The organism is Halorubrum ejinorense (assembly GCF_055389685.1).
Genome location: NZ_AP043777.1, coordinates 1,893,653 through 1,919,455 on the forward strand (window position 1 = coordinate 1,893,653; position 25,803 = coordinate 1,919,455).

At 67.9% G+C, this 25,803-nt stretch carries 23 protein-coding genes and 1 tRNA gene; 16 read left to right on the top strand and 8 right to left on the bottom strand.

Going from position 1 to position 25,803, the window contains the following annotated elements:
- Positions 1–6: 6 nt before the first annotated feature.
- From ACZ5KW_RS10820 to ACZ5KW_RS10845, 6 genes are all read left to right on the top strand, one after another.
- Positions 7–1,740 (top strand): tRNA uridine(34) 5-carboxymethylaminomethyl modification radical SAM/GNAT enzyme Elp3, encoded by a 1,734-nt coding sequence (locus ACZ5KW_RS10820; protein ID WP_343776283.1) that lies wholly within the window; start codon positions 7–9, stop codon positions 1,738–1,740.
- Between the two features lie 194 nt (positions 1,741–1,934).
- Positions 1,935–3,263, top strand: coding sequence for a S8 family peptidase (locus ACZ5KW_RS10825; protein ID WP_343776285.1), 1,329 nt, complete (start codon positions 1,935–1,937; stop codon positions 3,261–3,263).
- Positions 3,264–3,353: 90 nt separating this feature from the next.
- On the top strand, positions 3,354–5,540 hold the full coding sequence (gene rqcH, locus ACZ5KW_RS10830; RefSeq protein WP_343776287.1) for a ribosome rescue protein RqcH: 2,187 nt from the start codon (positions 3,354–3,356) through the stop codon (positions 5,538–5,540).
- A gap of 75 nt (positions 5,541–5,615) precedes the next feature.
- Positions 5,616–6,008, top strand: coding sequence for a DUF5820 family protein (locus tag ACZ5KW_RS10835; protein ID WP_343776289.1), 393 nt, complete (start codon positions 5,616–5,618; stop codon positions 6,006–6,008).
- Positions 6,009–6,115: 107 nt separating this feature from the next.
- Entirely contained in the window at positions 6,116–7,615 is a 1,500-nt protein-coding gene (gene purF / locus ACZ5KW_RS10840; RefSeq protein WP_343776291.1) for an amidophosphoribosyltransferase, read from the top strand.
- 121 nt (positions 7,616–7,736) lie between these two features.
- On the top strand, positions 7,737–8,813 hold the full coding sequence (locus ACZ5KW_RS10845) for a halocyanin domain-containing protein (RefSeq protein ID WP_343776293.1): 1,077 nt from the start codon (positions 7,737–7,739) through the stop codon (positions 8,811–8,813).
- A 71-nt stretch (positions 8,814–8,884) separates the two neighbouring features.
- Here ACZ5KW_RS10845 and ACZ5KW_RS10850 read toward each other — a convergent pair whose 3' ends face one another.
- Positions 8,885–9,445, bottom strand: coding sequence for a DUF420 domain-containing protein (locus tag ACZ5KW_RS10850; RefSeq protein WP_343776295.1), 561 nt, complete (start codon positions 9,443–9,445; stop codon positions 8,885–8,887).
- Positions 9,446–9,585: 140 nt separating this feature from the next.
- Here ACZ5KW_RS10850 and ACZ5KW_RS10855 point away from each other — a divergent pair.
- Positions 9,586–9,670: transfer RNA gene (locus tag ACZ5KW_RS10855), tRNA-Leu, on the top strand.
- Positions 9,671–10,535: 865 nt separating this feature from the next.
- Here the strand turns inward: ACZ5KW_RS10855 and ACZ5KW_RS10860 are convergent.
- On the bottom strand, positions 10,536–11,663 hold the full coding sequence (locus tag ACZ5KW_RS10860; protein ID WP_343776297.1) for a hypothetical protein: 1,128 nt from the start codon (positions 11,661–11,663) through the stop codon (positions 10,536–10,538).
- Between the two features lie 678 nt (positions 11,664–12,341).
- Between ACZ5KW_RS10860 and ACZ5KW_RS10865 the strand changes: the two genes are divergently transcribed.
- The 3 genes from ACZ5KW_RS10865 to ACZ5KW_RS10875 all read left to right on the top strand — a co-directional run bounded on the left by ACZ5KW_RS10865 (position 12,342) and on the right by ACZ5KW_RS10875 (position 15,874).
- A complete protein-coding gene (locus ACZ5KW_RS10865) occupies positions 12,342–12,440 on the top strand; it encodes a DUF1059 domain-containing protein (protein ID WP_233565394.1) in 99 nt (32 codons plus the stop codon).
- 919 nt (positions 12,441–13,359) lie between these two features.
- Positions 13,360–15,243 carry a Glu-tRNA(Gln) amidotransferase subunit GatE gene (gatE, locus tag ACZ5KW_RS10870; protein WP_343776301.1) on the top strand — a complete coding sequence of 628 codons (1,884 nt, stop codon included), beginning with the start codon at positions 13,360–13,362 and terminating at the stop codon, positions 15,241–15,243.
- 100 nt (positions 15,244–15,343) lie between these two features.
- Entirely contained in the window at positions 15,344–15,874 is a 531-nt protein-coding gene (locus ACZ5KW_RS10875) for a phosphate-starvation-inducible PsiE family protein (RefSeq protein WP_343776303.1), read from the top strand.
- Between the two features lie 9 nt (positions 15,875–15,883).
- Here the strand turns inward: ACZ5KW_RS10875 and ACZ5KW_RS10880 are convergent, their stop codons facing one another.
- Positions 15,884–16,366: an Lrp/AsnC family transcriptional regulator gene (locus ACZ5KW_RS10880; RefSeq protein ID WP_008580773.1), complete on the bottom strand. Its 483-nt coding sequence runs from the start codon at positions 16,364–16,366 to the stop codon at positions 15,884–15,886.
- Between the two features lie 182 nt (positions 16,367–16,548).
- On the opposite strand from ACZ5KW_RS10880, the gene ACZ5KW_RS10885 reads away from it, so the two are divergent.
- Positions 16,549–17,484: a DMT family transporter gene (locus tag ACZ5KW_RS10885; RefSeq protein ID WP_343776306.1), complete on the top strand. Its 936-nt coding sequence runs from the start codon at positions 16,549–16,551 to the stop codon at positions 17,482–17,484.
- 12 nt (positions 17,485–17,496) lie between these two features.
- Here the strand turns inward: ACZ5KW_RS10885 and ACZ5KW_RS10890 are convergent, their stop codons facing one another.
- Positions 17,497–18,066: a hypothetical protein gene (locus ACZ5KW_RS10890; RefSeq protein ID WP_343776308.1), complete on the bottom strand. Its 570-nt coding sequence runs from the start codon at positions 18,064–18,066 to the stop codon at positions 17,497–17,499.
- 122 nt (positions 18,067–18,188) lie between these two features.
- The gene (locus ACZ5KW_RS10895) at positions 18,189–18,599 is read right to left on the bottom strand and encodes a 2Fe-2S iron-sulfur cluster-binding protein (RefSeq protein WP_343776310.1); all 411 of its coding nucleotides are present in this window, start codon (positions 18,597–18,599) and stop codon (positions 18,189–18,191) included.
- Positions 18,600–18,696: 97 nt separating this feature from the next.
- Here ACZ5KW_RS10895 and ACZ5KW_RS10900 point away from each other — a divergent pair, with 97 nt between their 5' ends.
- On the top strand, positions 18,697–19,665 hold the full coding sequence (locus tag ACZ5KW_RS10900) for a biotin--[acetyl-CoA-carboxylase] ligase (RefSeq protein WP_343776311.1): 969 nt from the start codon (positions 18,697–18,699) through the stop codon (positions 19,663–19,665).
- 49 nt (positions 19,666–19,714) lie between these two features.
- Here the strand turns inward: ACZ5KW_RS10900 and ACZ5KW_RS10905 are convergent, their stop codons facing one another.
- The 3 genes from ACZ5KW_RS10905 to ACZ5KW_RS10915 form a co-directional block, all read right to left on the bottom strand.
- Positions 19,715–20,233: a universal stress protein gene (locus tag ACZ5KW_RS10905; protein ID WP_343776313.1), complete on the bottom strand. Its 519-nt coding sequence runs from the start codon at positions 20,231–20,233 to the stop codon at positions 19,715–19,717.
- A 151-nt stretch (positions 20,234–20,384) separates the two neighbouring features.
- Positions 20,385–20,903: a DUF21 domain-containing protein gene (locus ACZ5KW_RS10910; protein WP_343776315.1), complete on the bottom strand. Its 519-nt coding sequence runs from the start codon at positions 20,901–20,903 to the stop codon at positions 20,385–20,387.
- Positions 20,904–21,083: 180 nt separating this feature from the next.
- Positions 21,084–21,500: a DUF7522 family protein gene (locus ACZ5KW_RS10915; protein WP_343776317.1), complete on the bottom strand. Its 417-nt coding sequence runs from the start codon at positions 21,498–21,500 to the stop codon at positions 21,084–21,086.
- Between the two features lie 551 nt (positions 21,501–22,051).
- On the opposite strand from ACZ5KW_RS10915, the gene ACZ5KW_RS10920 reads away from it, so the two are divergent.
- The 4 genes from ACZ5KW_RS10920 to ptsP all read left to right on the top strand — a co-directional run bounded on the left by ACZ5KW_RS10920 (position 22,052) and on the right by ptsP (position 25,798).
- Positions 22,052–22,309, top strand: coding sequence for a DUF5789 family protein (locus tag ACZ5KW_RS10920; RefSeq protein ID WP_343776318.1), 258 nt, complete (start codon positions 22,052–22,054; stop codon positions 22,307–22,309).
- Between the two features lie 112 nt (positions 22,310–22,421).
- Positions 22,422–23,624, top strand: coding sequence for a redox-regulated ATPase YchF (locus ACZ5KW_RS10925; protein ID WP_343776319.1), 1,203 nt, complete (start codon positions 22,422–22,424; stop codon positions 23,622–23,624).
- Between the two features lie 42 nt (positions 23,625–23,666).
- A complete protein-coding gene (locus ACZ5KW_RS10930) occupies positions 23,667–23,996 on the top strand; it encodes an HPr family phosphocarrier protein (RefSeq protein ID WP_343776321.1) in 330 nt (109 codons plus the stop codon).
- Positions 23,993–25,798, top strand: coding sequence for a phosphoenolpyruvate--protein phosphotransferase (gene ptsP, locus ACZ5KW_RS10935; protein ID WP_343776322.1), 1,806 nt, complete (start codon positions 23,993–23,995; stop codon positions 25,796–25,798). The genes ACZ5KW_RS10930 and ptsP overlap by 4 nt, the downstream gene beginning before the upstream one ends.
- The last annotated feature ends 5 nt before the right edge of the window (positions 25,799–25,803 follow it).

Consider the following 25,803-nt stretch of genomic DNA (forward strand, 5'->3'; position numbering starts at 1 on the left):
AGGGTAATGAGTACCGACGCGGCGAGCGACGCCGAGTCCGACGACGCCGCCGGCAGCGCCGACGAGACCGACTCGGAGGCGTTCGTCCGCACCTGCGAGCACCTCGTCGAGCGCATCCTCGCGGGCGAGATCGAGCGCGACGACCTCGAACGCGCCAAGCTCGACGCCTGCTCGGAGTTCTCCTCGCCGAAGGTCCCGAAAAACACCGAGATACTCGACCACGCGCCCGCCGAACACCGCGACGACGTGATCGAGGTGGTCCAGCGCAAGCCGGTCCGGACCGCCTCCGGCGTCTCGCCGGTCGCGATCATGACCTCGCCGAAGCTCTGTCCGCACGGGAAGTGCCTCTACTGTCCCGGGGGACCGGCCTCGGAGTTCTCCTCGGCGCAGTCGTACACGGGCCACGAGCCCGCCGCGGCCCGCGGCGAGCAGAACGACTACGACCCCTACGGACAGGTCACGCTCCGCCTCGAACAGCTCCGGAAGATCGGCCACCCGGTCGACAAGGTGGAGTTGATATTGATGGGCGGGACGATGACCGCGCGCTCGCACGACTACCAGGAGTGGTTCGTCAAGCGCGCCCTCCAGGCGATGAACGACTACGACCTCGATAAAGAGCCCGAGCCAGCCGAGGGCGAGTCCTTCGCGCCGGCGCCCGAAGACTCCGAGTTCGAGTACCTCGAGGACGTGATCGCCGAAAACGAGACGAACCCGATCCGCAACATCGGGACCACCTTCGAGACGAAGCCCGACTGGTGTGACCCCGAGCAGATCGACCGCATGCTCGATCTGGGCGGCACGAAAGTCGAGGTCGGCGTCCAGACCACCTACGAGCGGATCAACCGCGAGATGCACCGCGGTCACGGCAACGAGGCTTCCCGGAACGCCAACCGTCGCCTCCGGGACGCCGCGTTCAAGGTCGGCTTCCACATGATGCCGGGCCAGCCCGGGATGACGCCGGAGATGTGCCTGGAGGACTTCCGGCAACTGTTCGAGAACCCCGACTGGCGCCCCGACTACCTGAAGATATATCCCACGCTCGTCGTCGAGGGGACCCGCGTCTATGACCGCTGGCGCCGCGACGACTTCGACCCGCTCACCAGCGAGGAGGCGGCGGACCTGGTCGCCGACGTGATGGACCTCATCCCGAAGTACACGCGGCTCCAGCGCGTCCAGCGCGACATCCCCGCGGACTTCATCGACGCCGGCGTCCAGAAGTCGAACCTCCGCCAGCTCGCGGCCCAGCGCGCCGAGGAGAAGGGGATCGTCCAGCAGGACATCCGCGCCCGCGAGGTCGGTCACAACGACGCCGACCCCGACCCGGACGACGTCGAACTCTCGGTCACCACCTACGAGGGCGGCGGCGGGACGGAACACTTCATCGCCTTCGAGGACCCGGTCCGCGACCTCCTGGTCGGGTTCTGTCGGCTGCGGTTCCCCTCCTTCGCACCGGACCAGCCCGGCGCGCCCGGCACCGAGAGCGACCCCATCCGCCCGGAGCTCGAAGACGCAGCGCTTGTGCGCGAACTCCACGTGTACGGCACCGAAGTCGGTATCGGCGGCGACGGCGACTGGCAGCACAAGGGGTACGGGACGAAGCTCCTCGAGCGCGCCGAGGAACTCTCCCGCGAGGCGGGCTACGATAAGGTCGCGGTCATCTCCGGCATCGGCGCCCGCGAGTACTACCGGAACAAGCTCGGCTACCGGCAGGACGGGCCGTACGTGTCGAAGCGGTTGTAGGTCCGTTTTCGGTCGAAACTCTTCTTTCTCCACGCTTCCGTTTCCGTCCGCGTCTCGTCGCCTCCCCACGTTTGCCTGCCGTCGTTGATCGTTTTGTACTCCCTGTCCGTGATAAGTACAGAACAATTAATTCATGAAGTTTTATGTTCAACAAGTCCCCATAGCTGGTACCTCGTCACACGAGGACTACTCACATGAATTTCGAACGACGGACGTTCGTGAAGGGAGTCGCTGGACTCGCCGCGACGGCGGCGGTCACAGGAACTGCATCGGCCGCGGACGGGAGGACGCAGTATCTCGTCGGCGCGAACGGAAACAGCGTCGCTGACGCCGTCGCGGACGCGGGGTTCGAGGTCCGTCACGAACTCGCCGACGGCGACGTACTGGTCGTGGTCGGGTCGAGCGACGCCGCCGCCGACATCGAGTCGATCGGCGGGGTAAACGACGCGAACCCGGACGTGACGCTCGAGCTCGACGAGCCGGAAGTCGACGCCGAAGCGGACGACGAGACCCCGCCGAGCGACGGCGCCGCGCTGTCCGACCTCCAGTGGGACAAGGAGGTCACCGACGTCTTCGAGGCCCACGAGTACGCGACCGGAGAGGACACGCGCGTCGCCATCATCGACACGGGGATCGACCTGAACCACCCAGACCTCGGAAACGTCAACGAGGATCTCGGTCGGGCGTTCGTCGTCGACGACGACGTCCCGGAGATCGGTCCGGACGATTCGGGCTACCACGGGACACACGTCGCGGGGACGGTCGGCGCCACGGGCGAATCCGGCGTCGTCGGCACCGCGCCGGACACGGAACTAATTCCGGTCCGCGTGTTCCCGGCGGACGGTGGCGCGGCGTTCGGTGACATCCTCGCCGGCATCGACTACGCGGCCGAAATCGGCGCGGACGCGGCGAACTTCAGTCTCGGGATCCCGGGCGTCCAGCAGCCGGGATCGGAGCTGAACAAGCTCAAAGCGGAGGTCCAGACCGTGTTCCAGAGCGCGGTTCGGCGCGGGACCGTGATCACGGGAAGCGCGGGGAACGCCTCGGGGAGCCTCCAGGGAAGCGGTTTTACCCTTCCGAACAGCGTTCCGGCTGCGTTCACCGTCAGCGCGACCTCGCCCGCCGACACGCTCTCCTTCTACTCGAACTTCGGCACGAGCGACATCGACATCGCCGCGCCCGGCGGCTACTACGAAACGATCCCGCGGACGCTCGGGGAGACGGGAGAGCCGGACGACATTCCCTTCCCGCTCAACGCCGTCCTCTCAACGTGGCCCACGGATCTCGAGTCGAGCGTGGACCTCCCCGGCTACGACTTCATCGCCGGTACCTCCATGGCCGCGCCGCAGGTCGCCGGCCTCGCCGCGCTCGTCCGCGAACTCGAACCGGACGCTAACGCGAGCCGGGTCGAGCAGGCGATCCAGAAGGGCGCCGAGGACGCGAACGGCAAGAGCGACTCGGAGTTCGGCGCCGGGATCATCAACGCCCTGAACACCGTCGAGCGACTCTCGAACGGGAAGTAGAAGCGCGGGAATCGAAGGGCGGGGGAACCGGCCCCCGCGTCGAATCCCACAACGACACGCCTTTTTCCGGGCCGACCGTCTCCGTGGAGTATGGACCAGAAGCGGGAGCTGTCGAGCATCGACCTCGCGGCCCTCGTCACCGAGCTCAATCGGTACGAGGGCGCGAAGGTCGACAAGGCGTACCTCTACGACGACGACCTGCTCCGGCTGAAGCTCCGCGACTTCGACCGCGGCCGCGTCGAACTCATGATCGAGGTGGGCGACATCAAGCGCGCGCACGCCGCCGACCCCGACCACGTCGCCGACGCGCCCGGACGCCCGCCCAACTTCGCGAAGATGCTGCGAAACCGGATGTCGGGCGCGGACTTCGCCGGCGTCTCGCAGTACGAGTTCGACCGCATCCTCACCTTCGAGTTCGAGCGCGAGGACCAGAACACGACGCTCGTCGCCGAACTGTTCGGACAGGGCAACGTTGCGGCGCTCGACGAGACGGGCGAGGTGGTGGGGGCGCTCTCGACCGTTCGGCTCAAGTCTCGGACCGTCGCGCCCGGCTCGCAGTACGAGTACCCCGCCTCCCGGCTCAACCCCCTCACCGTGAGCCGCGGCGGGTTCGAGCGGCACATGCGCGAGTCCGACAGCGACGTGGTACGGACCCTCGCCACCCAGTTGAACCTCGGCGGGCTCTACGCCGAGGAGGTGTGTACCCGCGCCGGCGTGCCGAAGGAGACGCCGATCGGCGAGGCGACCGACGACCAACTCGGCGCGCTCCACGACGCCCTCTCCCGGATCGGCGAGCGACTCCGGTCGGGCGACATCGACCCGCGCGTGTACGAGGAGTCCGTCGACGGCGACGGGGACGGAGACGCCGACCCACGCGTCGTCGACGTGACGCCCTTCCCGCTCGCCGAACACGAGGGCCTGCCGAGTGTCGGGTTCGACTCCTTCAACGCCGCCGTCGACGAGTACTTCCACCGCCTCGGTAGCGAGGACACCGACGAGGGCGAGGCGCCCGCGGACGCGAGCGCGTCCCGTCCCGACTTCGAAGCAGAGATCGCCAAACAGGAGCGGATCATCGAACAGCAGGAGGGCGCGATCGAGGGGTTCGAAGAGCAGGCGCAGGCGGAACGCGAACGCGCCGAACTGCTGTATGCGAACTACGACCTCGTCGACGAGGTGATATCGACCGTGCGAGAGGCCCGCGAGAACGAGGTGTCGTGGGACGAGATCGGCGAGACCCTCGCCGACGGCGCGGACCGCGGGATCCCGGCGGCGGAGGCCGTCGTCGATGTCGACGGCGGCGAGGGGACGGTGACGGTCGAACTCGCCGACGAGAGCGACGAGGACGGCGGAACCGAGACCCGGATCGAACTCGACGCGAGCGAGGGCGTCGAGGTCAACGCCGACCGCCTCTATCAGGAGGCGAAGCGGGTCGAAGAGAAGAAGGCGGGCGCACAGGCGGCGATCGAGTCGACCCGAGAGGAGCTGGAGGCCGTCAAGGAACGAAAGGAGGAGTGGGAGGAACAGCAGGCGGCCGACGACGGGAGCGGTGGCGACGACGGCGACGCCGAGGAAGACGAGGCGTACGAGACCGACTGGCTCGCCCGCTCGTCGATTCCGATCCGGAGCCCGGACGACTGGTTCGAGCGGTTCCGGTGGTTTCACACCGACGCCGGCTACCTCGTCATCGGCGGGCGCAACGCCGACCAGAACGAGGAACTGGTGAAGAAGTACATGAGCAAACACGACCGGTTCTTCCACACGCAGGCGCACGGCGGACCGGTGACGCTGCTGAAGGCCTCCGGGCCCTCCGAGTCGTCGGAGCCGGTCGACTTCTCCGAGCAGACCCTGCGGGAGGCCGCCCAGTTCGCGGTCTCGTACTCCTCGGACTGGAAGGACGGCCGCGGCGCGGGCGACGCGTACATGGTCGAACCGGACCAGGTGTCGAAAACTCCCGAGAGCGGCGAGTACATCGAGAAGGGGAGCTTCGTGATCCGCGGCGACCGCACGTACTTCGAGGACGTACCCTGCCGGATCGCCGTCGGCGTCCAGTGTGAGCCGGTCACCCGCGCCATCGGCGGCCCGCCGTCGGCGATCGTCGACCGCGCGGCCGCGCACGTCACCTTCGAGCCGGGAATGTACGCGCAAAACGACGCCGCGATGATGGCCTACCGGAACCTGAAAGAGCGGTTCACCGACCAGTCGTTCGTCCGCAAGGTCGCGAGCGCGGACCAGCTTCAGGAGTTCCTGCCGCCGGGCGGGTCGGACATCGTCGACTGAGGCGCGTCGTCGACCGCCGACCGACTCCCTTCCGCCGAGCGCGACGTTTTCAAGCCTCCGCGACCGAGGAGGCGCATGGCCTTCGAATCGCTGCCGGAGGGGTGGCGGCTGTGGAACGAGGAGCCCAGCGGACGGGCGATCCTCGTCTATCGCCCCGACGTCTTCGGGAGCGGCGACCTCCCCGACGAGTGTCTCCCGACGATCTATCTGACGAACGGCGCCCGGAACGCCCGGCCCGGTTCGGGCCAGTACGCGACCGAGGAGTGGCACGTCGTCTGCTTCTTGGAGCCAGAGATCGAGGCGGTCACGGAGACCTACGAGAGCCGGGAGGCGGGCGCGGCCGGCGCGGTCGACGTCGCGGAACGGTTCGTCGCCGGCGACGTGGATTACCGCGGGGCGTATCAGGTGCCCCGTGAGGACTACTTCGCGCGCCTCGACGAGTTCGTCGGGGGCGACGATGCCCAGTGACGGTTGCGCCGTGAGTATCCATATTCTTGTATAATTCGCTGGGTGATTGCGGACGATACGCCACGAACACGAGGATTTTTATCGGCTGCGGCCCTCCCGACGCCTACATGAACGCCGGTGGGGACAACGGCGGCGACGAACCACGAGAGAAATGCGGCGTCGTCGGCGTCTCGCTCGCGGACCGGGAGGCCGCGCGACCGCTGTACTACGCGCTGTACGCGCTCCAACACCGCGGGCAGGAGTCCGCGGGGATCGTCACGCACGACGGGTTCCAACAGCACAGCCACGTCGAGCGCGGCCTCGTCGGCGACGCGTTCGAGGAGGGGGACCTCGCGTCGCTGTCCGGCGGCACCGGGATCGGCCACGTCCGCTACCCGACCGCCGGGAGCCTCGACAAGAGCTGCGCACAGCCGTTCTCGGTCTCGTTCAAGTCCGGCTCGCTCGGGCTCTCGCACAACGGGAACCTCGTCAACGCCGACGAAGTGCGCGAGGAACTGGCCGCCGCGGGCCACGCGTTCACCTCCGACGGCGACACCGAGGTGATCGCCCACGACCTCGCGCGCAACCTCCTCGAAGAGGACCTCGTGCGGGCGGTCAAACACACGATGAACCGCATCCACGGCTCCTACTCGCTCGCGATCACCCACGACGACACCGTGTTGGGCGTCCGCGACCCGCTCGGGAACCGCCCGCTGTGTCTCGGGAAGATCGACGGCGGCTACGTGCTCGCCAGCGAGTCCGCCGCCATCGACACGCTCGACGGGGAGCTGATCCGCGACGTTCGTCCCGGCGAACTCGTCGTCCTCGACCCCGACGGGACCGGTTACGACACGTATCAGCTCGTCGAGCGCGAGGCGACCGCCCACTGTTTCTTCGAACACGTCTACTTCGCCCGCCCGGACTCCGTCATCGACGAGAGCCTCGTCTACGAGGTTCGACGGTCGCTCGGCCGGAAGCTCTGGGAGGAGTCGGGTATCGAGTCCGACGTGGTGATGCCCGTCCCCGACTCGGGGCGGGCGTTCGCCTCGGGCTACGCCGACGCCGCCGGCGAGACCACGCCCGACGGCGAGTCCCGAGCGGCCGACGACCCGGGCGTCGAGTTCGCGGAGGGACTGATGAAGAACCGGTACGTCGGTCGGACCTTCATCATGCCCACGCAGGACGAACGCGAGCGCGCGGTCCGGCTGAAACTCAACCCGATCAAATCGACCGTCGAGGGCAAGTCGGTCACCATCATCGACGACTCCATCGTCCGCGGGACGACCTCGACGCAGCTCGTCGAACTGGTCCGCGAGGCGGGCGCCGAGGAGGTCCACCTCCGGATCGGCGCGCCGCCCATCGTCGCCCCGTGCTACTTCGGCATCGACATGGCGACGCGCGAGGAGCTGATCGCGGCCGACGCCTCGACCGAGGAGATCCGACAGACTGTCGGCGCCGATTCGCTGTCGTACCTCTCCATCGACTCGGTGGCGGAGGCGGTCGGCGAGAGCCGCGCGGACCTGTGTCTCGGCTGCGTCACCGGCGAGTACCCCTTCGACGTCGAGGGTGAAGCGACGGACCGAGAGGTCGACGCACCGGTCTCGGACCCGACGCCGGCGGACGACTGACGACTCGTCGCGGACCTCCGCGTCCTCCCGACGATGGACGCGACCCGCACACGTTCGTTTGCGGTCCGGCCCCGCGGGACGTATCGGGGGCTTAAATACGCTCACGCAGAGACGTGCGAACATGACACCGAACGCCGACGCCGCTGCCGAGGGTGACGACGCCGCGTCGATGAGCCGCCGCGGGTTCTTCCGCGCCGGGGCCGCCGGGGCGGCGGTCGCGACGGGAGTCGCCGCCGGAAGCGGGACGGCGGCCGCACAGTACGACGGCTGGCTGGAGGGCGTCAGCAACTACGACGGCACCCACGACTACCGCGGGCAGGACGAGGTCGCCGTCGAGGTCGGCGCCGGAGAGAACGGGCTTCGGTTCGGCCCCGCCGCGATCCTGATCGATCCGGGCGCGACGGTCGTCTGGGAGTGGACGGGCGCGGGCGGCAACCACAACATCGTCGCGGACGACGGGACCTTCGACAGCGGGTCCGCGGTCGGCGAGGAGGGCACCACCTTCGAGTACACGTTCGCGGACGCCGCGGACGGGGACACGTTCAACTACTACTGCGGCCCGCACCAGGCGGTCGGGATGAAAGGAGTCGTCGCGGTCGGCTCCGTCGACGACGACCTCGTCGACCCGCAGGCGGAGGGAGGTAGCGGGTCGGGCGGTTCGGGGGGTCCGGCCGGCTACGGCGACTGGTTCGAGAACGTCGGTAACTACGAGGGGACCCGCGACCTCCGCGGACAGAGCGAGGTCACCGTTTCGGTTGGCGCCGGCGAGAACGGTCTGCTGTTCGATCCCCCCGCGATCTTGGTCGACCAAGGAACGACCGTGATCTGGGAGTGGACGGGCGCGGGCGGTGGCCACAACGTCGTCGAGGAGAACGAGGCCTTCTCGAGCGGGTCGCCGGCCGAGGAGGAAGGAACGACGTTCGAGCACACGTTCGCCGACGCGAGCGAGGGGGACGTGTTCCGGTACGCCTGCGAGCCACACCAGGCGGTCGGTATGAAGGGCGCGGTCGCGGTCGGCGCCGTCGACGACCAACTCATCGGCGGCGAGGGCGGCTCCGGCGGCGAGGGGAGTTCCGGCGGCGGCAGCAGCCTCTCCGCGAGCGACATCGGAACGCTCGCGCTCGGCTTCGGTCTCGCCGGCGCGCTGCTCGTCCCGCTGTTCTACGCGGCACACCGCAAGGCGGACCGGAACGCGTAGCGCAGGTCTGCCGAGGGGTTCGAGAACCGTTTCCGATCGGTCTTTTTCACCACGTCTCGACCGGCCGCCGCTCAGTAGATGAGATACAGCATGAGGTACACGCCGATCCCCATGGTGAACGAGATCAGCCAGAGGACGGCGCCGACGAAGCCGACCTGTGAGTGGCGAGTCTGGTACAGGTCCTCGTACGGACGGGTCGCCGCGAGGAAGAGGGCGTGGAAGACGAACGGGACGCAGACGATGGCGAGCAGGATGTGCACCGCGAGAAACGGGAGGTAGACGTACGAGTAGGCGAGTTCCGGTCCAGGGAACTCCGTGGTCCCCACGTGGATCAGCCGGTAGAGGTACGCGCCGAGAAACGCGACGAACAGCGCGAACGAGGCGACCATGAAGTTACGATGGCGCGTCACGTTGTTGCGCGCGATGGCTCGCCAGCCGAGCAGGATAGTCGCGATGGCCGTCGCCGAGACGACGGCGTTGAAGTGCGGAATCGCGGCGAGGACGGCGTCGCTCGCGCGCGGGAGCGCCGAACTCGGGACGACACCGCCGACCGCGGCGAAGACGAGCGCGAGCGCGACGGCGGAGGCGACGGCGGTCAACACCGAGACGTTCTCGCGGGCCCAATCGGACATGACCGATCGTTCGGAGGCGACCCCCAAACCCGTGCCGGTTGCGGTCGACCGTCGGTCTGGGAAACTCCGGCACGGCACCCTCGAATGGAAGGGCTTTTAATCAGGGGAAAGGTAGGTGGAGACGCGACAGAACACCACGAGCGTGGGTAGCCAAGCCAGGCCAACGGCGCAGCGTTGAGGGCGCTGTCCTGTAGAGGTCCGCCGGTTCAAATCCGGTCCCACGCATCGCAGGGGTACACCCCCGAACGATGCACGGTGTTGTCTCTACGACAGCACCCACGCACAATTCCTTCCGACCGCTACGCGACGAGTGACGACTGCGTTCGGTGCTGTTTGGTGACGCGACGAGGCAGCCGGAACGAACGGGAACCGTTGACGGAAGATCAGCTCTGTCCGCCGGCAGGTACCGTCCGTATCCGTAGCCCACGGCAGCCGCTATCGGGGCGATGAGCGGAAGCGTGAACAGCGACCCCCAGACGACGATCACGGCGACGAACGAGATGGATTCGAACACCGTCGGTCTGGCGGTGCGCCAGCGGAAGACTCGATTAGCGTGGCTGTGACGCCTATCAGAGTCGTGAATACGAGTACGGAGGCGCCCCCCGAGCAGGCGCCGGCTACGGCACCGTAGCGCGGGTTCGGCTCGTCCGGCATCGTCACACGCCAGACGACAGTCGCGACGGTCAGCGCAGCGACCGGCGTGACGATCATCCCGGGGGTCGGAATGGGGCCTCCCCGGGACCCGGATCGCGAAAGGAGAGTGAAGAGGGCAAATAGCGCGGCGGCGACGTACGCCGACCCGGCGGTGGCGAGGCCCGCCCCAACGTCCCGTCGGGACACACCGAAACAGATGCTCATCTTCCGATCGACGAACGCTTTCGGTCATTCGATTACAAACCTTCGACGATCGACCGAGTCGACCGACACCGCTCACTCGCGACCGACCCGCGCTCCGCGTTCGGCGCGGTATCCACAAACTCCCCGACAGCTGTCAGTAGCGACCTGACCGATACAGAGGATGGATTGAGCACAGAGATACCGTTCGAGAACTCAGGTCGTCACCGGGAGTACCGTGGTGCCACACGGATAATCAGTTCACGCTCTTCGACAGTTCAGCCCCCGACTTGAATTTCACTTCCTCTGACACACTCGCCGCGTTCACCAAGTGTAACACTGGCGCATCCACCGCCACGTGCGTCACGAACCCGTATTCGTCGCCCGTCACCTCTAAGGTGACCTCATCCCCGGCCTCTCGTCCCGGTCGCTTCCGAAGAGTGTAGTCGACACCCCCCGACTCCGAAAGCACACCCGTCTCGACCAACTCCGCTACCGTCCCGGAATCCAACCGCGCCCCCCGCCGAGCACGCTCACCAGACACCGACCGTTTCACCAAGTCACCGAACCCGTCACCATCAGCGTCAGCCGAGTAATCGAAACAGCACTCGATACCAACCACCTCCGTCGGACCGGCCATCGACAACACTGTCACCGAATCCTCGTACAGCGCAGCGTCGTCGATGACCCATCCACCCGTGTACACGAGTTGGTCGTTGCTCTCACACCGCTGGACGTACAACAACGCCGGGAACGGACGCGGACACTGCGGCGGCTGCACCAGCACCTGATACACCAACACACCCAACCCAGACCCAGACTCCGTTGTACGAGCCCAGACACCCGGACCACACGGGTCATCATCCGCCGCAGCACACACCTTCGCAGACTTGTCTTCCGCCGTCGGTGGCGAATTGACGACCGTCACCGTCCCGTCACCACCTCGAACGACCTCAAGACGCCCACCCGTCGCCACAGGCCCCGTCATCTCCGAAACGAAGTGAGGCGTCGTCCCGCACACCGCCCCCGGATGAGCGGACGAGTCAGTATCATCACAATCACCACCATCATCCGAACCAGCAGCATACTCCGACTTCCCCCACGAGTACACCTTACCCTCACCATCTGACTCGCCCGTCAGATACGCGATGAGCCGCTCCGGCGTCACCTCCTCACGGAGACTCCCATTCCCACCCGGAACCTCCGCGTCAGGCAAACACACCGAGAACCGCTCAGCGACAATCGGTTCACCACCCAGATACGCGACGAGGTCAGCGTCCTCCTCAGAACCGTCACCGACACCATCCCCATCCGAATCTGAATCCGTATCACCCGCTCGCGTCTTCCGCTTGTTGCTCCGCGACGAATTGTAGTCCTGAGCCATCACCGCAGAAGACGTAACCCACCCCTCCAACTCGACATCCCCAAGCTGCCCGCCAGAGACCGTCGGAGTCAACCGACTCACGTGCGGGCTCCCCGGAGCCATCATAAACGTGACTTCCGTGTCATCATCATTCCAGTCTGTCCCTGCGAACACTGCCGCAGGCGACGAGCCCGTGTCCGTCACTGACGACGCAACTTGATTCAGACAGCCAGCGAGTCCCCCAACTACAATAACCCCGCTCGCTGCGAGTAGTGACCGACGGCTGACGGTCGTACGTGGCACAGTATTTCGGAGGTTGTTGCGTCTCTCTGAATACATAATCAAACAGTAGAGGGTACACGATATCATAAGTTTTCTTATATTTGTTACTTGTTAACAGGAGATTTGGAGACTGACTCGCGCCCTGTCTGTATCGCGGCATCAACGAGCTACTCAACAGCTGTCAGTAGCGACCTGAGCGATACAGAGGGTGTGTTCAGTACGCACCCTGTCGCCAGTAACCCTGCCAATTGTCGTTGAGGGTTGCCGAGTCGGCCCGGTAGACTGTGCGTATATTCCGTTAGAGACCTAATACCAATTATGGGGTAACACATATCTCACGATTGGACCATGAATAGACTCGAGTGCCCCATAGACGGATGTAGCGCGACTATCGAAGCCGAGACTGAACAAGAGGTTATGGCTCAAGCCGAAGAACACGCGAACAGTTCACACCCCGACCTCGAACTGGACGATGAGACCGTCGAAAACATCAGATCGAGTATTATACAGGTCTAAAGCCAAGGTCTGTACTGGTCGACGTATCGGTCACCAGTATTGAGCGATCACCTGTTTTCGCAGATCGGCCACACCTCGTACGACATTCGCGCTCTACATTCAGCACGGTTCGGCGGTACTCCCGATCTGCCACCGTGAGAACGACTACGCGTGTCTCATCACAAGCAACCCGGAACTGAATGGGCTGACAGGCATCGGCAAGCGCTCACGACTCTTCTCCGTACGAGTTCGACACGCTCAGCCGAACGTACCGCCGGCACCCCCTGCGATTAGCAGGACGCCAACGAACGCGAGTCCTCCACCGACGAACCGATTGTACGTTCGTCCGGCAGGACTCAACTCTCTCGGGGACCTACAGAGCGGGCTGACCCGACAGGTGGCGTCGATCACCCCCTGCGGTCTGAGGGCCGTAGCGAGTCCAGTTGCCGCCGCGAAGAATCCGATGAACAGTGCTCCCAGATTCACGATCGAATCGAATGCGGCGTCCACGTAAATCCGTTCGGGGACTACTTTCGCGGCACGCGATCGGTCCGTCGACGGCCGACTCTACTCGGTTGATACGCGCTTTGTATTCGGCACGGCTCCGAGAACATATCACCGGGTGGGGATTTCAACAGGGCCGCTGCGTTCGGATCGATCGTTTCATCTCCGAAGCCTCAGCCGCGTCGGTCCTCGCGATCCTTACGTCACCTCCGCCGGCCCACCGGCTACCGATTTAGGACTCGCCCGCCCGCGACCCCACCGCAGCCTCACGCCTCCCCGCCCTCGCCGCTCGCGCGTGTGACTCGCGGCCACCGGCGGCTTCGCCGCCGGCGACGCCGACCGCGTCTGGATTTATAAACAACGTCACCGGTTCCGGCCGCGCATCGCTCGCGCGAACTGCCACCCTTTTAGTCGCGCGCCGTCGGAGTGAGGCGTAATGAGTACGGACGCGACCCCCGAGTACGACTACGAGGAGCTGGGGCTCGTCGCCGGGCTGGAGATCCACCAGCAGCTCGACACGGAGACGAAGCTGTTCTGCGACTCTCCGACCGTCGAGCGGGACCCGGACGAGGCCGACCGGTCGATCACCCGAAAGCTCCACCCGACGAAGAGCGAACTGGGCGAGCTCGACGACGCCGCGATGGAGGAGAGCCGCGTCGACCGCGAGTTCACCTACCTCGCGTACGACACCACCTGCCTCGTCGAGGAGGACGACGAGCCGCCCCGGCGCGTCGACGGCGAGGCGCTCTCCGTGGCGCTTCAGATCGCCGACCTGCTCGACCTCTCCGTGGTCGATCAGGCACACGTCATGCGGAAGCTCGTCATCGACGGTTCGAACACCTCCGGCTTCCAGCGCTCGATCCTGCTCGGGCAGGACGGCGCCATCGAGACGGACGCGGGGCAGGTGTCGGTAGTCGACCTCATGCTCGAAGAGGAGTCCGCGAAGCGCGTCGAGGAGACCGACGACGGCGTCGTCTACTCGCTGGACCGGCTCGGCGTCCCGCTCGTCGAGATCGGGACCGGCCCGGACATCCGGAGCCCGGAGGGCGCCCGGCTGGCCGCAGAGCGGATCGGGATGCTGCTACGCTCGACGGGCGCGGTCAAGCGCGGACTCGGTACGATCCGCCAGGACGTGAACGTCTCCATCGCCGACGGCGCCCGCGTCGAGGTGAAAGGCGTCCAGGACCTCCAGGGGATCGAGGACATCGTCCGGGGGGAGGTCGGTCGGCAGGCGGAACTGCTCGAAATCCGCGACGAACTGGTCGAGCGGGAGGCGAGCGTCGGCGACCGTCACGACGTGACCGACGTCTTCGCCGACACCGAGTCCGGGGTCATCCGCGGCGCGCTCGACTCCGGGGGGAAGGTCACCGCGGTCCCGCTCCACGGCTTCGACGGCCTCGTCGGCCGCGAGATCCAGTCCGACCGCCGGCTCGGCACCGAACTCTCCGACCACGCGAAGCGCCACGGCGCCGGCGGCGTCTTCCACACCGACGAACTGCCGGCGTACGGCGTGACCGAGGCCGAGGTCGCCGCCCTCCGCGACGCCGTGGGAGCCGGCGACGAGGACGCGGTCGCCATCGTCGCGGCCGACCCCGAGACCGCTGACCTCGCGATCGACGCGGCCGCCGAGCGCGCGGAGACGGCCGTCGAGGGCATCCCGGAGGAGACCCGCGGCGCCAACGACGACGGGACGACCCGGTACCTCCGCCCGCTGCCCGGCGCCGCGCGCATGTATCCCGAGACCGACGTGCCGCCGGTCGAGCCGGACCCCTCCGACGTGGAGGCCCCCGAACTGCTCGACGAGAAGGCCGAGCGGTACGCCGCGGAGTTCGGCCTCGACGCCGGCCTCGCCGAGCAGGTCGCGTTCGGCCAGCGGTTCCCGCTGTTCGAGACCGCGGTCGATTGCGGCGTCGACCCCACCTTCGCGGCCTCGACGCTCGAATCCACGACGACGGAGATCCGGCGCGACGGCGCGCCCGTGGAGGCCCTCACAGACGACCACTTCCTCGCGCTGTTCGACCTCGTCGAGGCCGGCGACCTCGCGAAGGAGGGCGTCCCCGAAGTGCTGACGACGCTCGCCGAGGACCCCGACCTGTCGGCGGCCGAGGCCGTCGAGGAAGCGGGACTGTCGGGCGTGAGCGAGGCGGAAGTGCGCGAGGCGGTCGTCGAGGTCGTCGAGCGGAACGCGGAACAGATCGAAGCCGAGGGGATGGGCGCGTTCTCCGGGTTGATGGGCGAGGCGATGGGCGCGCTCCGCGGGAAGGCCGACGGCGAGGTCGTCTCGGACGTGTTGCGCGAGGAGATCGGCAAACGGTCGTAGCGGTCCCGGGCGGCTCCGCGTTCCGCTCCGCGATCCGGACGTAGTTGCCCCCGTTCTTTAGGTGTCGCGAGACCGTCCGTCTGCCTGAGGGACATCTTAGATGGACGACTCGTCCGCGACCGATCGCTCGACCGACTCGCTCACCATCGACGAGGCCGACGACACGTCGGCCCCGCGCACGCGCAGCGACAAGGTTTCAGACGCGACGAGCCGGTTCGTCCACGGCGTCGAACTCGCCGCCGCGGCGCTGTTCGCGCTCCTGTTCGGCATCGGCGTCGTCGACCTCGCCCTCCAGATCGCGGAGTCCGTCCCGACGGGAGAGATCACGGACCCGGACGTAGTCATCAGCTTCATCGAGACGGGCCTGCTGCTGTTGATCATCGTCGAGGTGTACCAGACGGTCGTCGCGTACATCGAGCAGAGCGACACGCGGCGGATCGTCAGGCTGGTGATCTACACCGGCGTCATCGCCATGGTTCGGAAAGTGATTATCTTCCGCACCACGGAGTACTCGACGACGCAGGACGCGCTGTTCGCCGCCGTCGCCTACGGGGTCGTAATCTTGGGACTCGTCGCGCTCCTGTACGTCGAGCGCTCGGTCGGTGCCTCGCTGGTCCCGGATACGGATTGAGTCCCGGGATCAGTCCGTTAGCTCCTCGATCAGCGTGTCGAGGTCGTACGTCGCCGGCGCGCGCGACTCGTCGCGCAGGGTGGCGATGGTGAACGTCGAGTTCGTGCGCTCGACTTCGGGGATCGCCTCGAAGTCGCTGATCAGCCGCTCGACGGTGTCCGACGACGAGAGCCGCGCGAGGACGACGAAGTCCGTCTCGCCCATGGTGAAGAACGCCTCCGTGACGCCCTCGACAGCCAACAGCTCGTCGGCGAACTCCTCGTAGGGCCCCTCGTAGCTCGCGAGCACCTCGACGATGACGGTGACGCCGAGTCCGAGCGCCTCGTGGTCGAAGTCGTACAGGTCGTTCTCGATGACGCCGTCCTCGCGGAGGTTGTTCAACCGGTAGTGGATCGTCGACACCGGAATCCCCGTCTCCTCGTGGAGCCGCTCCGGACTCCCCGTGCCGAGGTCGGCGATCGCCTTCAGCAGCCGCACGTCGCGCTCGTCCATACCACCGGATCGACCTCCGTTCGGTTGTATATGTCGGCCGACAGGCTTGAATTTGAATCCAAGATATCGACGTATTTCGGGAGCGAATCGGATCAGATTCGTATGTCTGATTGTTCATATCGAATATCCGGATATCTAAGAGTGTAGTTTAACTATCACCGCGAATTTCGAACACATACTCAATGAGGTTCAGGAACTTCCTCTCTACTCCGGAATCGATCGTCGCCGCCTTCATCCTCCTCGCGACGCTTTGGGGAACCTCGTTCGTCGCCATCGAAGTCGGCCTCCACTACTTTCCGCCGCTGTTGTTCGCCGGCGTTCGATACGCCGTCGCCGGGGCGATCGTCCTCGGCTACGCCGCGGTCGCCGCGGACCGCTGGCTCCCGAGCGGTCGCGACGAGTGGCTCGGCGTCGCCGTCGCGGGCACCTTCGTCATCGCGGCGTACCACGGGTTCCTCTACGTCGGCGAGCTCCGGATCTCGGGCGCCGTCGCCGCGGTCGTCGTGAGCCTCTCGCCGGTGTTGACGGCCGTCTTCGCGGCCGCACTGCTCCCGAACGAGCGACTTGGCCCGGTCCAGATCGGCGGGTTCGCGCTCGGAATCGTCGGCGTGGTGGTGGTCGCCGACCCGACCGCCGCCGGTCTCGGGAGCGCGGCCGTCGTCGGGGTCGCGCTCGCGTTCGCCGGGGCGGTCGCCTTCTCGCTCGGCGCCGTCCTGTTGCGCCCGCTCCGCACCGACCTCCCGGTCGCGGCGCTCCAGGGATGGGCGATGCTCATCGGTGCGGGGCAACTCCTCGGCGCCGCCGCCGCGATCGGCGAGTCGCCCGCGGCGATCGTCTGGAACGGGTCGTCGATCGCGTCGCTCGCGTACCTGACGCTGCTGTCTGGCGCGTTCGCCTTCCTGCTGTACTTCGCGCTCCTCGACGCCGTCGGCCCGGCGCAGCTCCACCTCGTCGGCTACGCGGAGCCCGTCGTCGCCGCGGTCGGGAGCTGGGCCCTGCTCGGACAGCTCATCGACGGCGAGGCGCTGATCGGGTTCGTCGCGATCCTCGCCGGGTTCCTCGTGTTGGAACGACGGGAGATCGCCGACTACGTCGGTTTCGACCGGCCGAGCGGGTAGCGGCCGACGCCGTCACTCGACGTCCCGGCTTAGCCCCGCCCGGAGGTCTCGGCCGAAGTAGTGGCCGAGCAGCGCGAGCACCAGCCCGACGCCTCCGCCGACCGCGACGAGCGGGAGCCCCCACTGCGAGAGGTAGTCGATCCCGATCGGCAGGAAGCCGACGCCGAGGACGCTCGTCACCGCGCTCGTCGCGCCCGCCGCCGCCCCGGCGACCCCGGTCTCGACGTACCGGCGCGTCGAGACGACGAGTCCGAGGAGGAACGCGGCGAGGAACACGCCGCCCGCGGTCCCGATCGTCCCACCGATGAGCGGGATCAGGCTCCCGGCGAACGCCCCGACAGCGACGGTCACGAGCGCGAGCGCGAAGGCCTTCGCCGAGAACCACCGCCCCGAGACGCCGACCCGCCCGGTCCCCCCGGCGGTCGACGCTGTCGGTTCGGCGGCCGCGGCGCCGCCCGTCTCGGCGCCGCCCGCCTCGGCGTCGAACTGACCCTCGCCGCCCGCGAGGTCGTCGTCGAGGAGGTCGTCGAGGTCGTCCATCGGGTCGTCCTCGGACGACTCGCGTTCCTTGGAGGGTTGCATACCCGACGGTTCGGCCCCGCGGACTTGGCTTTTGTGCCCCGCTCGACGCCGGATGTCATGTGACACGGTACCGTCCGCCGTTTCACCGGAAACGAGGTGTCCGACCCGGACGCGCTCGGCGCTCACTCGCCGTCCGGTGATCCCGCTTCTCGCTCCGGATCGGACCGTCGGCCGCCCCACACGCGCTTGTCCACGAGCGAGACTGTCATCGGGCCCTCGACCGTGATCTGACAGGAGAGCCGCGGATAGCCGAACCGGTCGGCGAGGCGGTCGTGCCAGTGGTCGGGCGGCGGTCCGTCGCGGACGCGGACGCCGCAGGTGGCGCAGATTCCCCGCCCGCCGCAGTTGAGGCGCCGAGTCGCCCGCGCGTACGGGGACAGGCCGGCGTCGAGCAGGACCCGCCGGAGATTTCGCCCCCGATCGACCTCGAGTTCGAATCGCTCGTCGCCGTCGACGACCACGAGCGCGACCGCCTCCTCGGCGCCGACCGTCCGCGTCTCTCGGTCCCCGCGGTCGTCGTCGGACTCGACCATGGCCGACACGTACGCGCCCCGGGCACAAAGCGTTCGGGACCCCACCGAGCGTTCGGGACCCGGAACGGCTTTCGGCGCGGCCGCCGGATCGAGGGACATGGACACGCGGCGCGCGCTGCTGGACGCCCTCGCGGCCGACGACGGACCCGTCTCCGGCCCCTCCCTCGCGGAATCGCTCGGGGTCTCGCGGGCGGCGGTCTGGAAGGCCGTCGAGGGGCTCCGCGAGGATGGCTTCGCGGTCGAGTCGACGGCCGGCGGGTACGTCCCGCCCGCGGACCCCGGCTACTCGGGCCCGGGGATCGCGTTCGGGCTCGACGCCCCCTACTCCGTGGAGTACCACGACCGGATCGCGTCGACGAACGAGCGCGCCCGCGACCTCGCGGGACAGGGTGCGACCGACATCGCCGTGATCGCCGACGAGCAGACCGGGAGTCGCGGTCGCCTCGACCGCGAGTGGGTCGCGCCAAGCGGCGGCGTCTGGCTGTCGGTACTGACCCGTCCCGACGTGCCGACCGCGCGGGCGCCGCTCTTCACCCTCGCGGCCGCGGTGGCGACGACGGACGCCGCCCGCGAGGCCGGCGTGGGCGCGCACATCAAGTGGCCGAACGACGTGCTCGTCGGCGGCGGAGACGGCGAGTCGGCCGGCCGCGGCGGGCGGAAGCTCGCGGGAATTCTCACCGAGATGGAGGGCGAGGCCGACCGGGTCGACTGGCTCGTCGTCGGGCCAGGTGTCAACGCCAACATCGACCCCGACACGCTGCCCGAGGGCGCGACGTCGCTGTCGGCGGAGTGCGGCACCCCCGTCGACCGACGGCGATTCGCCGCCACGCTGCTCGAACGTTTCGCGGAACTGACGGGCTCGCCCGAGGGCCTCGACCGGATCCTGCCGGCGTGGCGCGAGCGTTCGAGCACGATCGGTCGGCGCGTTCGCGTCGACACCGCGAACGGCTCGGTGGAGGGGACTGCCGTCGACATCGCGGGACCGGGCGCGCTGGTCGTCGAGACCCGGGAGGGTCGGCAGCGAGTCCACGCCGGCGACTGCGAACACCTCCGCGACGCGGAGTGAGAAGCGAGCCGGCAGGAGGCGTCGACCGCGGCGCGACCGCCCCGGATCCTCACCCCGTTTCGGTCGCGTCGGAGGCCGGTCCGTCCGTCCCGCTCGCGGCCGCCGACTCGGCGGCACTCGGGGCGTCCCCGTCGCCGATCCGGACCGTCAACACCGGGACCGACGAGCCGCGGACGACCTTCTCGGCGACGCTGCCGAGCAGGAGTCGGTCGATCCCGCCGCGACCGTGGGTCCCCATCACCACGAGGTCGCAGCCGGCGTCCTCGGCGTCCGTGATGATCTCGCGGCTCGGCGTCCCCTCGACGACCGCGGTCTCGACGTCGACGCCGCGGTCCGCGGCCAATTCTCGCACCGTCGACAGCGCGGCCTCCGCGTCGTCGTAGAGCAGGTCGCCGACCCCTTCCCACGTCGTCTCCATCGGCATGCCGGCGTACCGGGCGGTGTCGACCACGTAGATCGCTCGCACCGACGCCCCGTGGACCGCGGCGAGGTCGAGCGCGTGACAGACCGCCAACTCCCCCTCCGAGGAGCCGTCGGTCGGGACCGAGATCCGGTCGTATAGTGGCATGTTCACGTGTACCATGGACTCGGCCACTGATAACCCTTTGCGGTTCTTGCCGGTTTCACGACGGAGTTCCCAGTCGGTCGGCGGCGATCTCGGACGACCGCCGTGACTCGGTCGCGACGGGTCAGTAGCGACGCGGCGGCGCCGTCGAAACTCAGTCGTCGAGGTACGGTCTCTCGATCTGTTGGTCGCCCCCGATGAGCGTCGTCAGCCACCGAGTGACCACTTCGAACACCGCGACGAGCGGTCCCAGTGCGCGTTCGACGTACGAGATCGGGCGAGCGACGCGAAGGCTCCACGACTCGGCGTGACCAAGCCCGTAGGACTTCGGCACGATCTCCGCGAAGACGAGGATGAGAACGCTCACCGAGAGCGTAGCTATCACGACGGTGAGTTCGGCAGGAACGAACCGCGCAACGAGGAGCGTGACGATGCTGGTGATGGCGATGTTGACGATGTTGTTACCGACCAGCAGGGTAACGAGGAGCCGATGCGGATTCGCGCGGAGCTCGTCGAGCGTGCGGCTTTCTCTCGTACCGTCCTCGGTACCGGTCCGTGTCGGTTCATCCGGCAGCGAGAAGATGGCTGACTCACTACTCGAAAAGAACGCGCTCAGTAACAACAGGATCGCGACGGCGACGAGCGAGGGTGCCAGAATCGCGTACGAGACCATAGCTACCGTTTACTCTGTGACTGTTTGAACCCTTGTGATAGATTCGCACGTCCACCGGTCCGCCATCACCCGAGGCTTTCCGCGGAGCCAGTGTTTCCGGGGAACGACCCGTGGCGGAGACACGCCCCTCTTCCCCTCTCCTCCCTTCTCGCCGTTCCGACCGACTCCGCTGCGGGGCGATCAGCGCGCCGACAAGACCTCTGTGACCACGGGCGAGACGTCGGCGAGAAAGTCCCGCAGGTTCGACGCGCTCGCGGCGTCGACGCCGATGATCACCCCGGACGACGGCTCTCGGTAATGGAGGAGGAGCCACTCGTCGTACAGCAGCAGCGAGCATCGATGGTCGCCGAACGGGAGCGTCCGTCTCGCGGTCCCCTCGGTACAACATCGTCGAATCTTCGCCACTGCGGGGTGCGACTCGGTTATCCTTTCATCGGAGCGCCGGAGGACGCGTTTCGCAGCGGCCGAGACGTACAGGAGCTCGCTCGTCTCGTCGCGATACACGAGCGTCAAGTACAGGTACTCGCCGAGTTCGTGACGGAGGCGTCGCACGAGCGTCTGCTCACCGGAGGGGAAAGCGCCGTCCGAGGGGGACATATTCCGAATATCTGTGACAGAATAATAACTATTCCGGATGCTGCGGGGGCCAACCACGCTCAGCGATACAGTTTCTCTTAAATAACGTGTTAATAATGTAGTGCCATGTTTGCGGCATTCCCGAGCGCGTTGACCGGCACGTCACCGACGGTGGTTCTCGCCGTGTTCGGTGCGCTGGTCCTCGGGGCGACGATTCCGCGTATCATTCGCCCCCATGACTAGGTCGGTCAATGTCGATGCGTTCCGGAACTACCCACGGTGTTCCAGTATCGACTGGCACACGGACGTTCCGGTGAGAAACCCGGCAGAGTAGCGCTCTGCCTTCGCAGTGCGGTTCTGTCGAACCCCGCTTTTGTTGCCCCCTCGCGACCGGCAGAGGAACCGAGGCCCGCCATCGGAATCGAGACGGCCGCCGCTGCGAACGCGGGGATCGAAACGACGACGACTGCGCGACGCGGAGTGACACCCGTCCCCGATTCGGCGGATCTCAACGGGGGTGACCCGACCGTGACGAGGGGCGCGTTTATGCCTCGTCCCGCCGATATGAGAGTATGACCGACGAAATCCACCTGTCCCGGCTCGAACCGACTCTCGAAGAACGGTCGTACCCCGTCGAACGCGAGGCGCTCGCCGACTCGTTCGCGGGCACGACGGTGCTCTTCGCCGACGGCGACGCCGACCTCGGCGGCCTGATCGACGACGTCGATCAAGAGCGCTTCGAGAGCGCCACCGACGCGTTCGCGGCGCTTCAGAACGTGCTACCGGTCGAGGCGGTCGGCGAGCCGGGCCAGTCGGACGGCGACGCCTGAGGTCGAGAGCTGGGCGCCGTTCGCTGCGCGTCCGTCGAGCGCCCTCGTGACCGATCCCCACGCCACGGCGCGTCTCGCATCGCTTTTTACGCCGCGTCGCCCACCGGTGGTAATGAGCTACCGGATCGGTCTCGTCGGCAAGCCCTCCGTGGGGAAGTCGACCTTTTTCAACGCCGCGACGATGAACGACGTGCCCGAGGGCGCGTACCCGTTCACGACAATCGACCCGACCGTCGGCGAGGCGTACGTCCGCGTCGACTGCGCCGCGCCCGAGTTCGACGAGACCTGTACGCCGAGCGTCGGCGTCTGCCGCGAGGGGACGCGGTTCGTCCCCGTGAAGCTGGTCGACGTGGCCGGGCTCGTCCCGGGCGCCCACGAGGGCCGCGGGCTCGGCAACCAGTTCCTCACCGACCTCAACGAGACCGACGTGTTGATCCACGTCGTCGACTTCTCGGGGAAGACCGACATCGAGGGCGAGGCGACCGAGGGCCACGACCCGCGCGAGGACATCGACTTCCTCGAAGAGGAGCTCGACGCGTGGTACCTCGACGTGTTGGAGAAGGGCTTAGAGAAGTTCGAGACGCGGTATCACGGCGCAGACGCGGCCATCGAGGCGGAACTGGCCGACCAGATGTCCGCGTTCGGGACCGACAAAGACCGGATGAAACGGACCATCCTCGCGCAGGGGCTCGAACTCGACCCCGAGACGTGGGACGAGGCGGACCGGGTCGAGCTGGCCCGCGAGATCCGCAAGCGCACGAAGCCGATGGTGATCGCCGCCAACAAGATGGACACCCCCGAGGCGCAGGCCAACTGGGAGGCGATCACGACCGACCCCGACTACGACCACCTCTCCTTCGTCCCCGCGAGTGCCCACGCCGAGAAGGCGCTGAAGAACGCGGACGACGCCGGCGTCGTCGACTACACGCCCGGCGACGACGCGTTCGACGTCGTCGGCGACGTCTCCGGCGAGCAGGCGGCGGGCCTCGATCAGATCGGCGAGTTCGTCGCGGACTACGACGGCACCGGCGTTCAGGCCGCGCTCGAGTCGGCCGTCTTCGACGTGCTGGGCTGTATCGCCGTCTTCCCGGGCTCCGCGAACGGCAGCAAAGACGAGAAGGGCGTCTTCCGCGACTGCTTCATCCTCCCCGAAGGGTCGACCACGGAGGACTTCGCGTACCACATCCACTCCGACATCGGCGAGGGGCTGCTCCACGGCACCGACTGCCGGAGCGGCCGGCAGGTCGGCACCGACAACGAGCTCTCTCACCGCGACGTGATCGAACTGGTCTCGACGAAGCAGGCGGCGCCCTGAGACGCCGATCAGCTATTACCGTCGGCGTCCAACTCCCAACGCATGGAACGCACCGTGACGGTCGAACCCGAGGCCGGACTCCACGCGCGACCCGCCTCGAAGCTGGTACAGACGGCGAACCGATTCGACGCCGAGGTGTCGGTCGGACGCGCGGCCGACGGCGCCGACGGCCTCGTTCGCGCCGACAGCATACTCGCCGTGAGCGGCCTGAACGTCGGACACGGCGAGTCGGTCCGCGTGGTCGCCGAGGGGCCCGACGCCGGGGCGGCGCTGGACGCGGTCTGCGAGCTTCTCGCGTCGCCTCTCGACGGCGGAGACGAGGGGGAGGGTGACTCCGGGAACGCCGACCCGGAAGCGGGTGACGCGTCGTGAGGGGGCTCGACGGCGTCGGCAGCACGCCCCGCTCCGGCGTCGGCACGGCGCGCTGGTACCGACCCGACGCCGACCTGACGCTCCCGGACCGCCCCGCCCCCGAGTCCGTCGACACCGAGGCCGAACTCGCGCGGTACGGGGCGGCTCGGGACGCGGCTCGGGCGGCCCTCCGCGACGCTCGCGACCGGACGGCCGAGCGCGTCGGCGAGGACGAGGCCGCGGTGTTCGAGGCGCACGAGAGCTTTCTGGACGACCCGACGATCGTCGAGGACGTCGAGGGCGCGATCGGCGACGGGACGCCCGCGGTCCACGCCGTCGACGACCGATTCGGCGAGGCGGTCGCGCAGTTCGAGGAGATGGACGGCCGGATGGCCGAGCGGGCCGACGACCTCCGCGACGTGCGAGACCGACTGCTCCGCGCGCTCCTCGACGCGGAAGCCGACGAGCCGTCTGGAGCGACCGCGACCGATCGCCCCGAACCGGACGACGGACCGGGTGACCCCGGTGACGGACCGGTCCACTCCGGCCCCGCCCGATCCCCCGCCGACCTCGGCGCCCTCCCGACCGGCACGGTCCTGCTGGCGGAGCGGCTCACGCCGAGTGACACCGCCGCGCTCGACCCCGACGCCATCGCCGGGATCGCGACGGTCGAAGGGGGCCGCACGTCTCACGCCGCGATCATCGCGCGGTCGCTCGCCATCCCCGCGGTGGTCGGCGTCGGCGAGGCGCTCGAATCGGTCGCCGACGGGGAGACGGTCCTCGTCGACGGCGACGCCGGACGAGTGATCGTCGACCCCGACGAGGAGCACCGTGCTGCGGCGGAGGAAGACGGTCCGGACGCGATTACAGCGCGTGTCGAGACCGCCGACGGGCGACCGATCGAGGTCGCGGCGAACGTCGGCGGCGAGACCGAACTGGGGCCGGCCGCCGAGCGCGGCGCGGACGGGGTCGGGCTGTTCCGCACCGAGTTCCTCTTCATCGACCGCGAGTCACCGCCGACCGAGGCTGAACAGTACGAGGCGGTCACGGCCGCGCTGTCGGCGTTTCCGGACGACCGCGTCGTCGTCCGAACGGTCGACATCGGCGGCGACAAGCCGGTCCCGTACCTGGATCTCCCCGAGGAGGAGAACCCGTTCCTCGGTCGGCGCGGCGTCCGGCTGTCGCTCGGCGAGCACGCGGCCCTCTTCGAAACGCAGCTCCGGGCCCTGCTCCGCGCGGCCGCCACCGAACACGGCGACCGGCTCGCCGTGATGTTCCCCCTCGTCAGCCGAGTCGAGGAGGTCGAGCGAGCGGTCGAGACCGTCGAGTCGGTCGCGGCCGACCTCGCGGCCGAGGGCGTGGACCACGCGGTCCCGGAGCTGGGGGCGATGATCGAGACGCCGGCCGCGGTGTTCGTCGCCGACGCGCTCGCGGAGCGGCTCGACTTCCTGAGCGTCGGGACGAACGACCTCGCTCAGTACGTGATGGCCGCCGACCGCGGCAACGACGCCGTCGCCGACTACCACGACCCGCTCCACCCTGCGGTGTTGCGCGCGCTCGACCGCACCACCGCGGCCGCCGCGGACGCCGACGCGTGGGTTGGAATGTGCGGCGAGATGGCCGGCGACCCGGCGCTGACCGAGCTGCTCGTCGGGCTCGGCTTCGACGAACTCAGCATGAGCGCGGTGACGGTGCCCGAGGTGAAGGCCCGGGTCCGCGCGGTCGACAGCGGCGCCGCGGCGGCGCTGGCGGACGACGCGCTCGCCTGCGAGACGCGACGAGCGGTAACGGACGTGCTCGATCTCGACGACCGAGCGGAATAATCCGA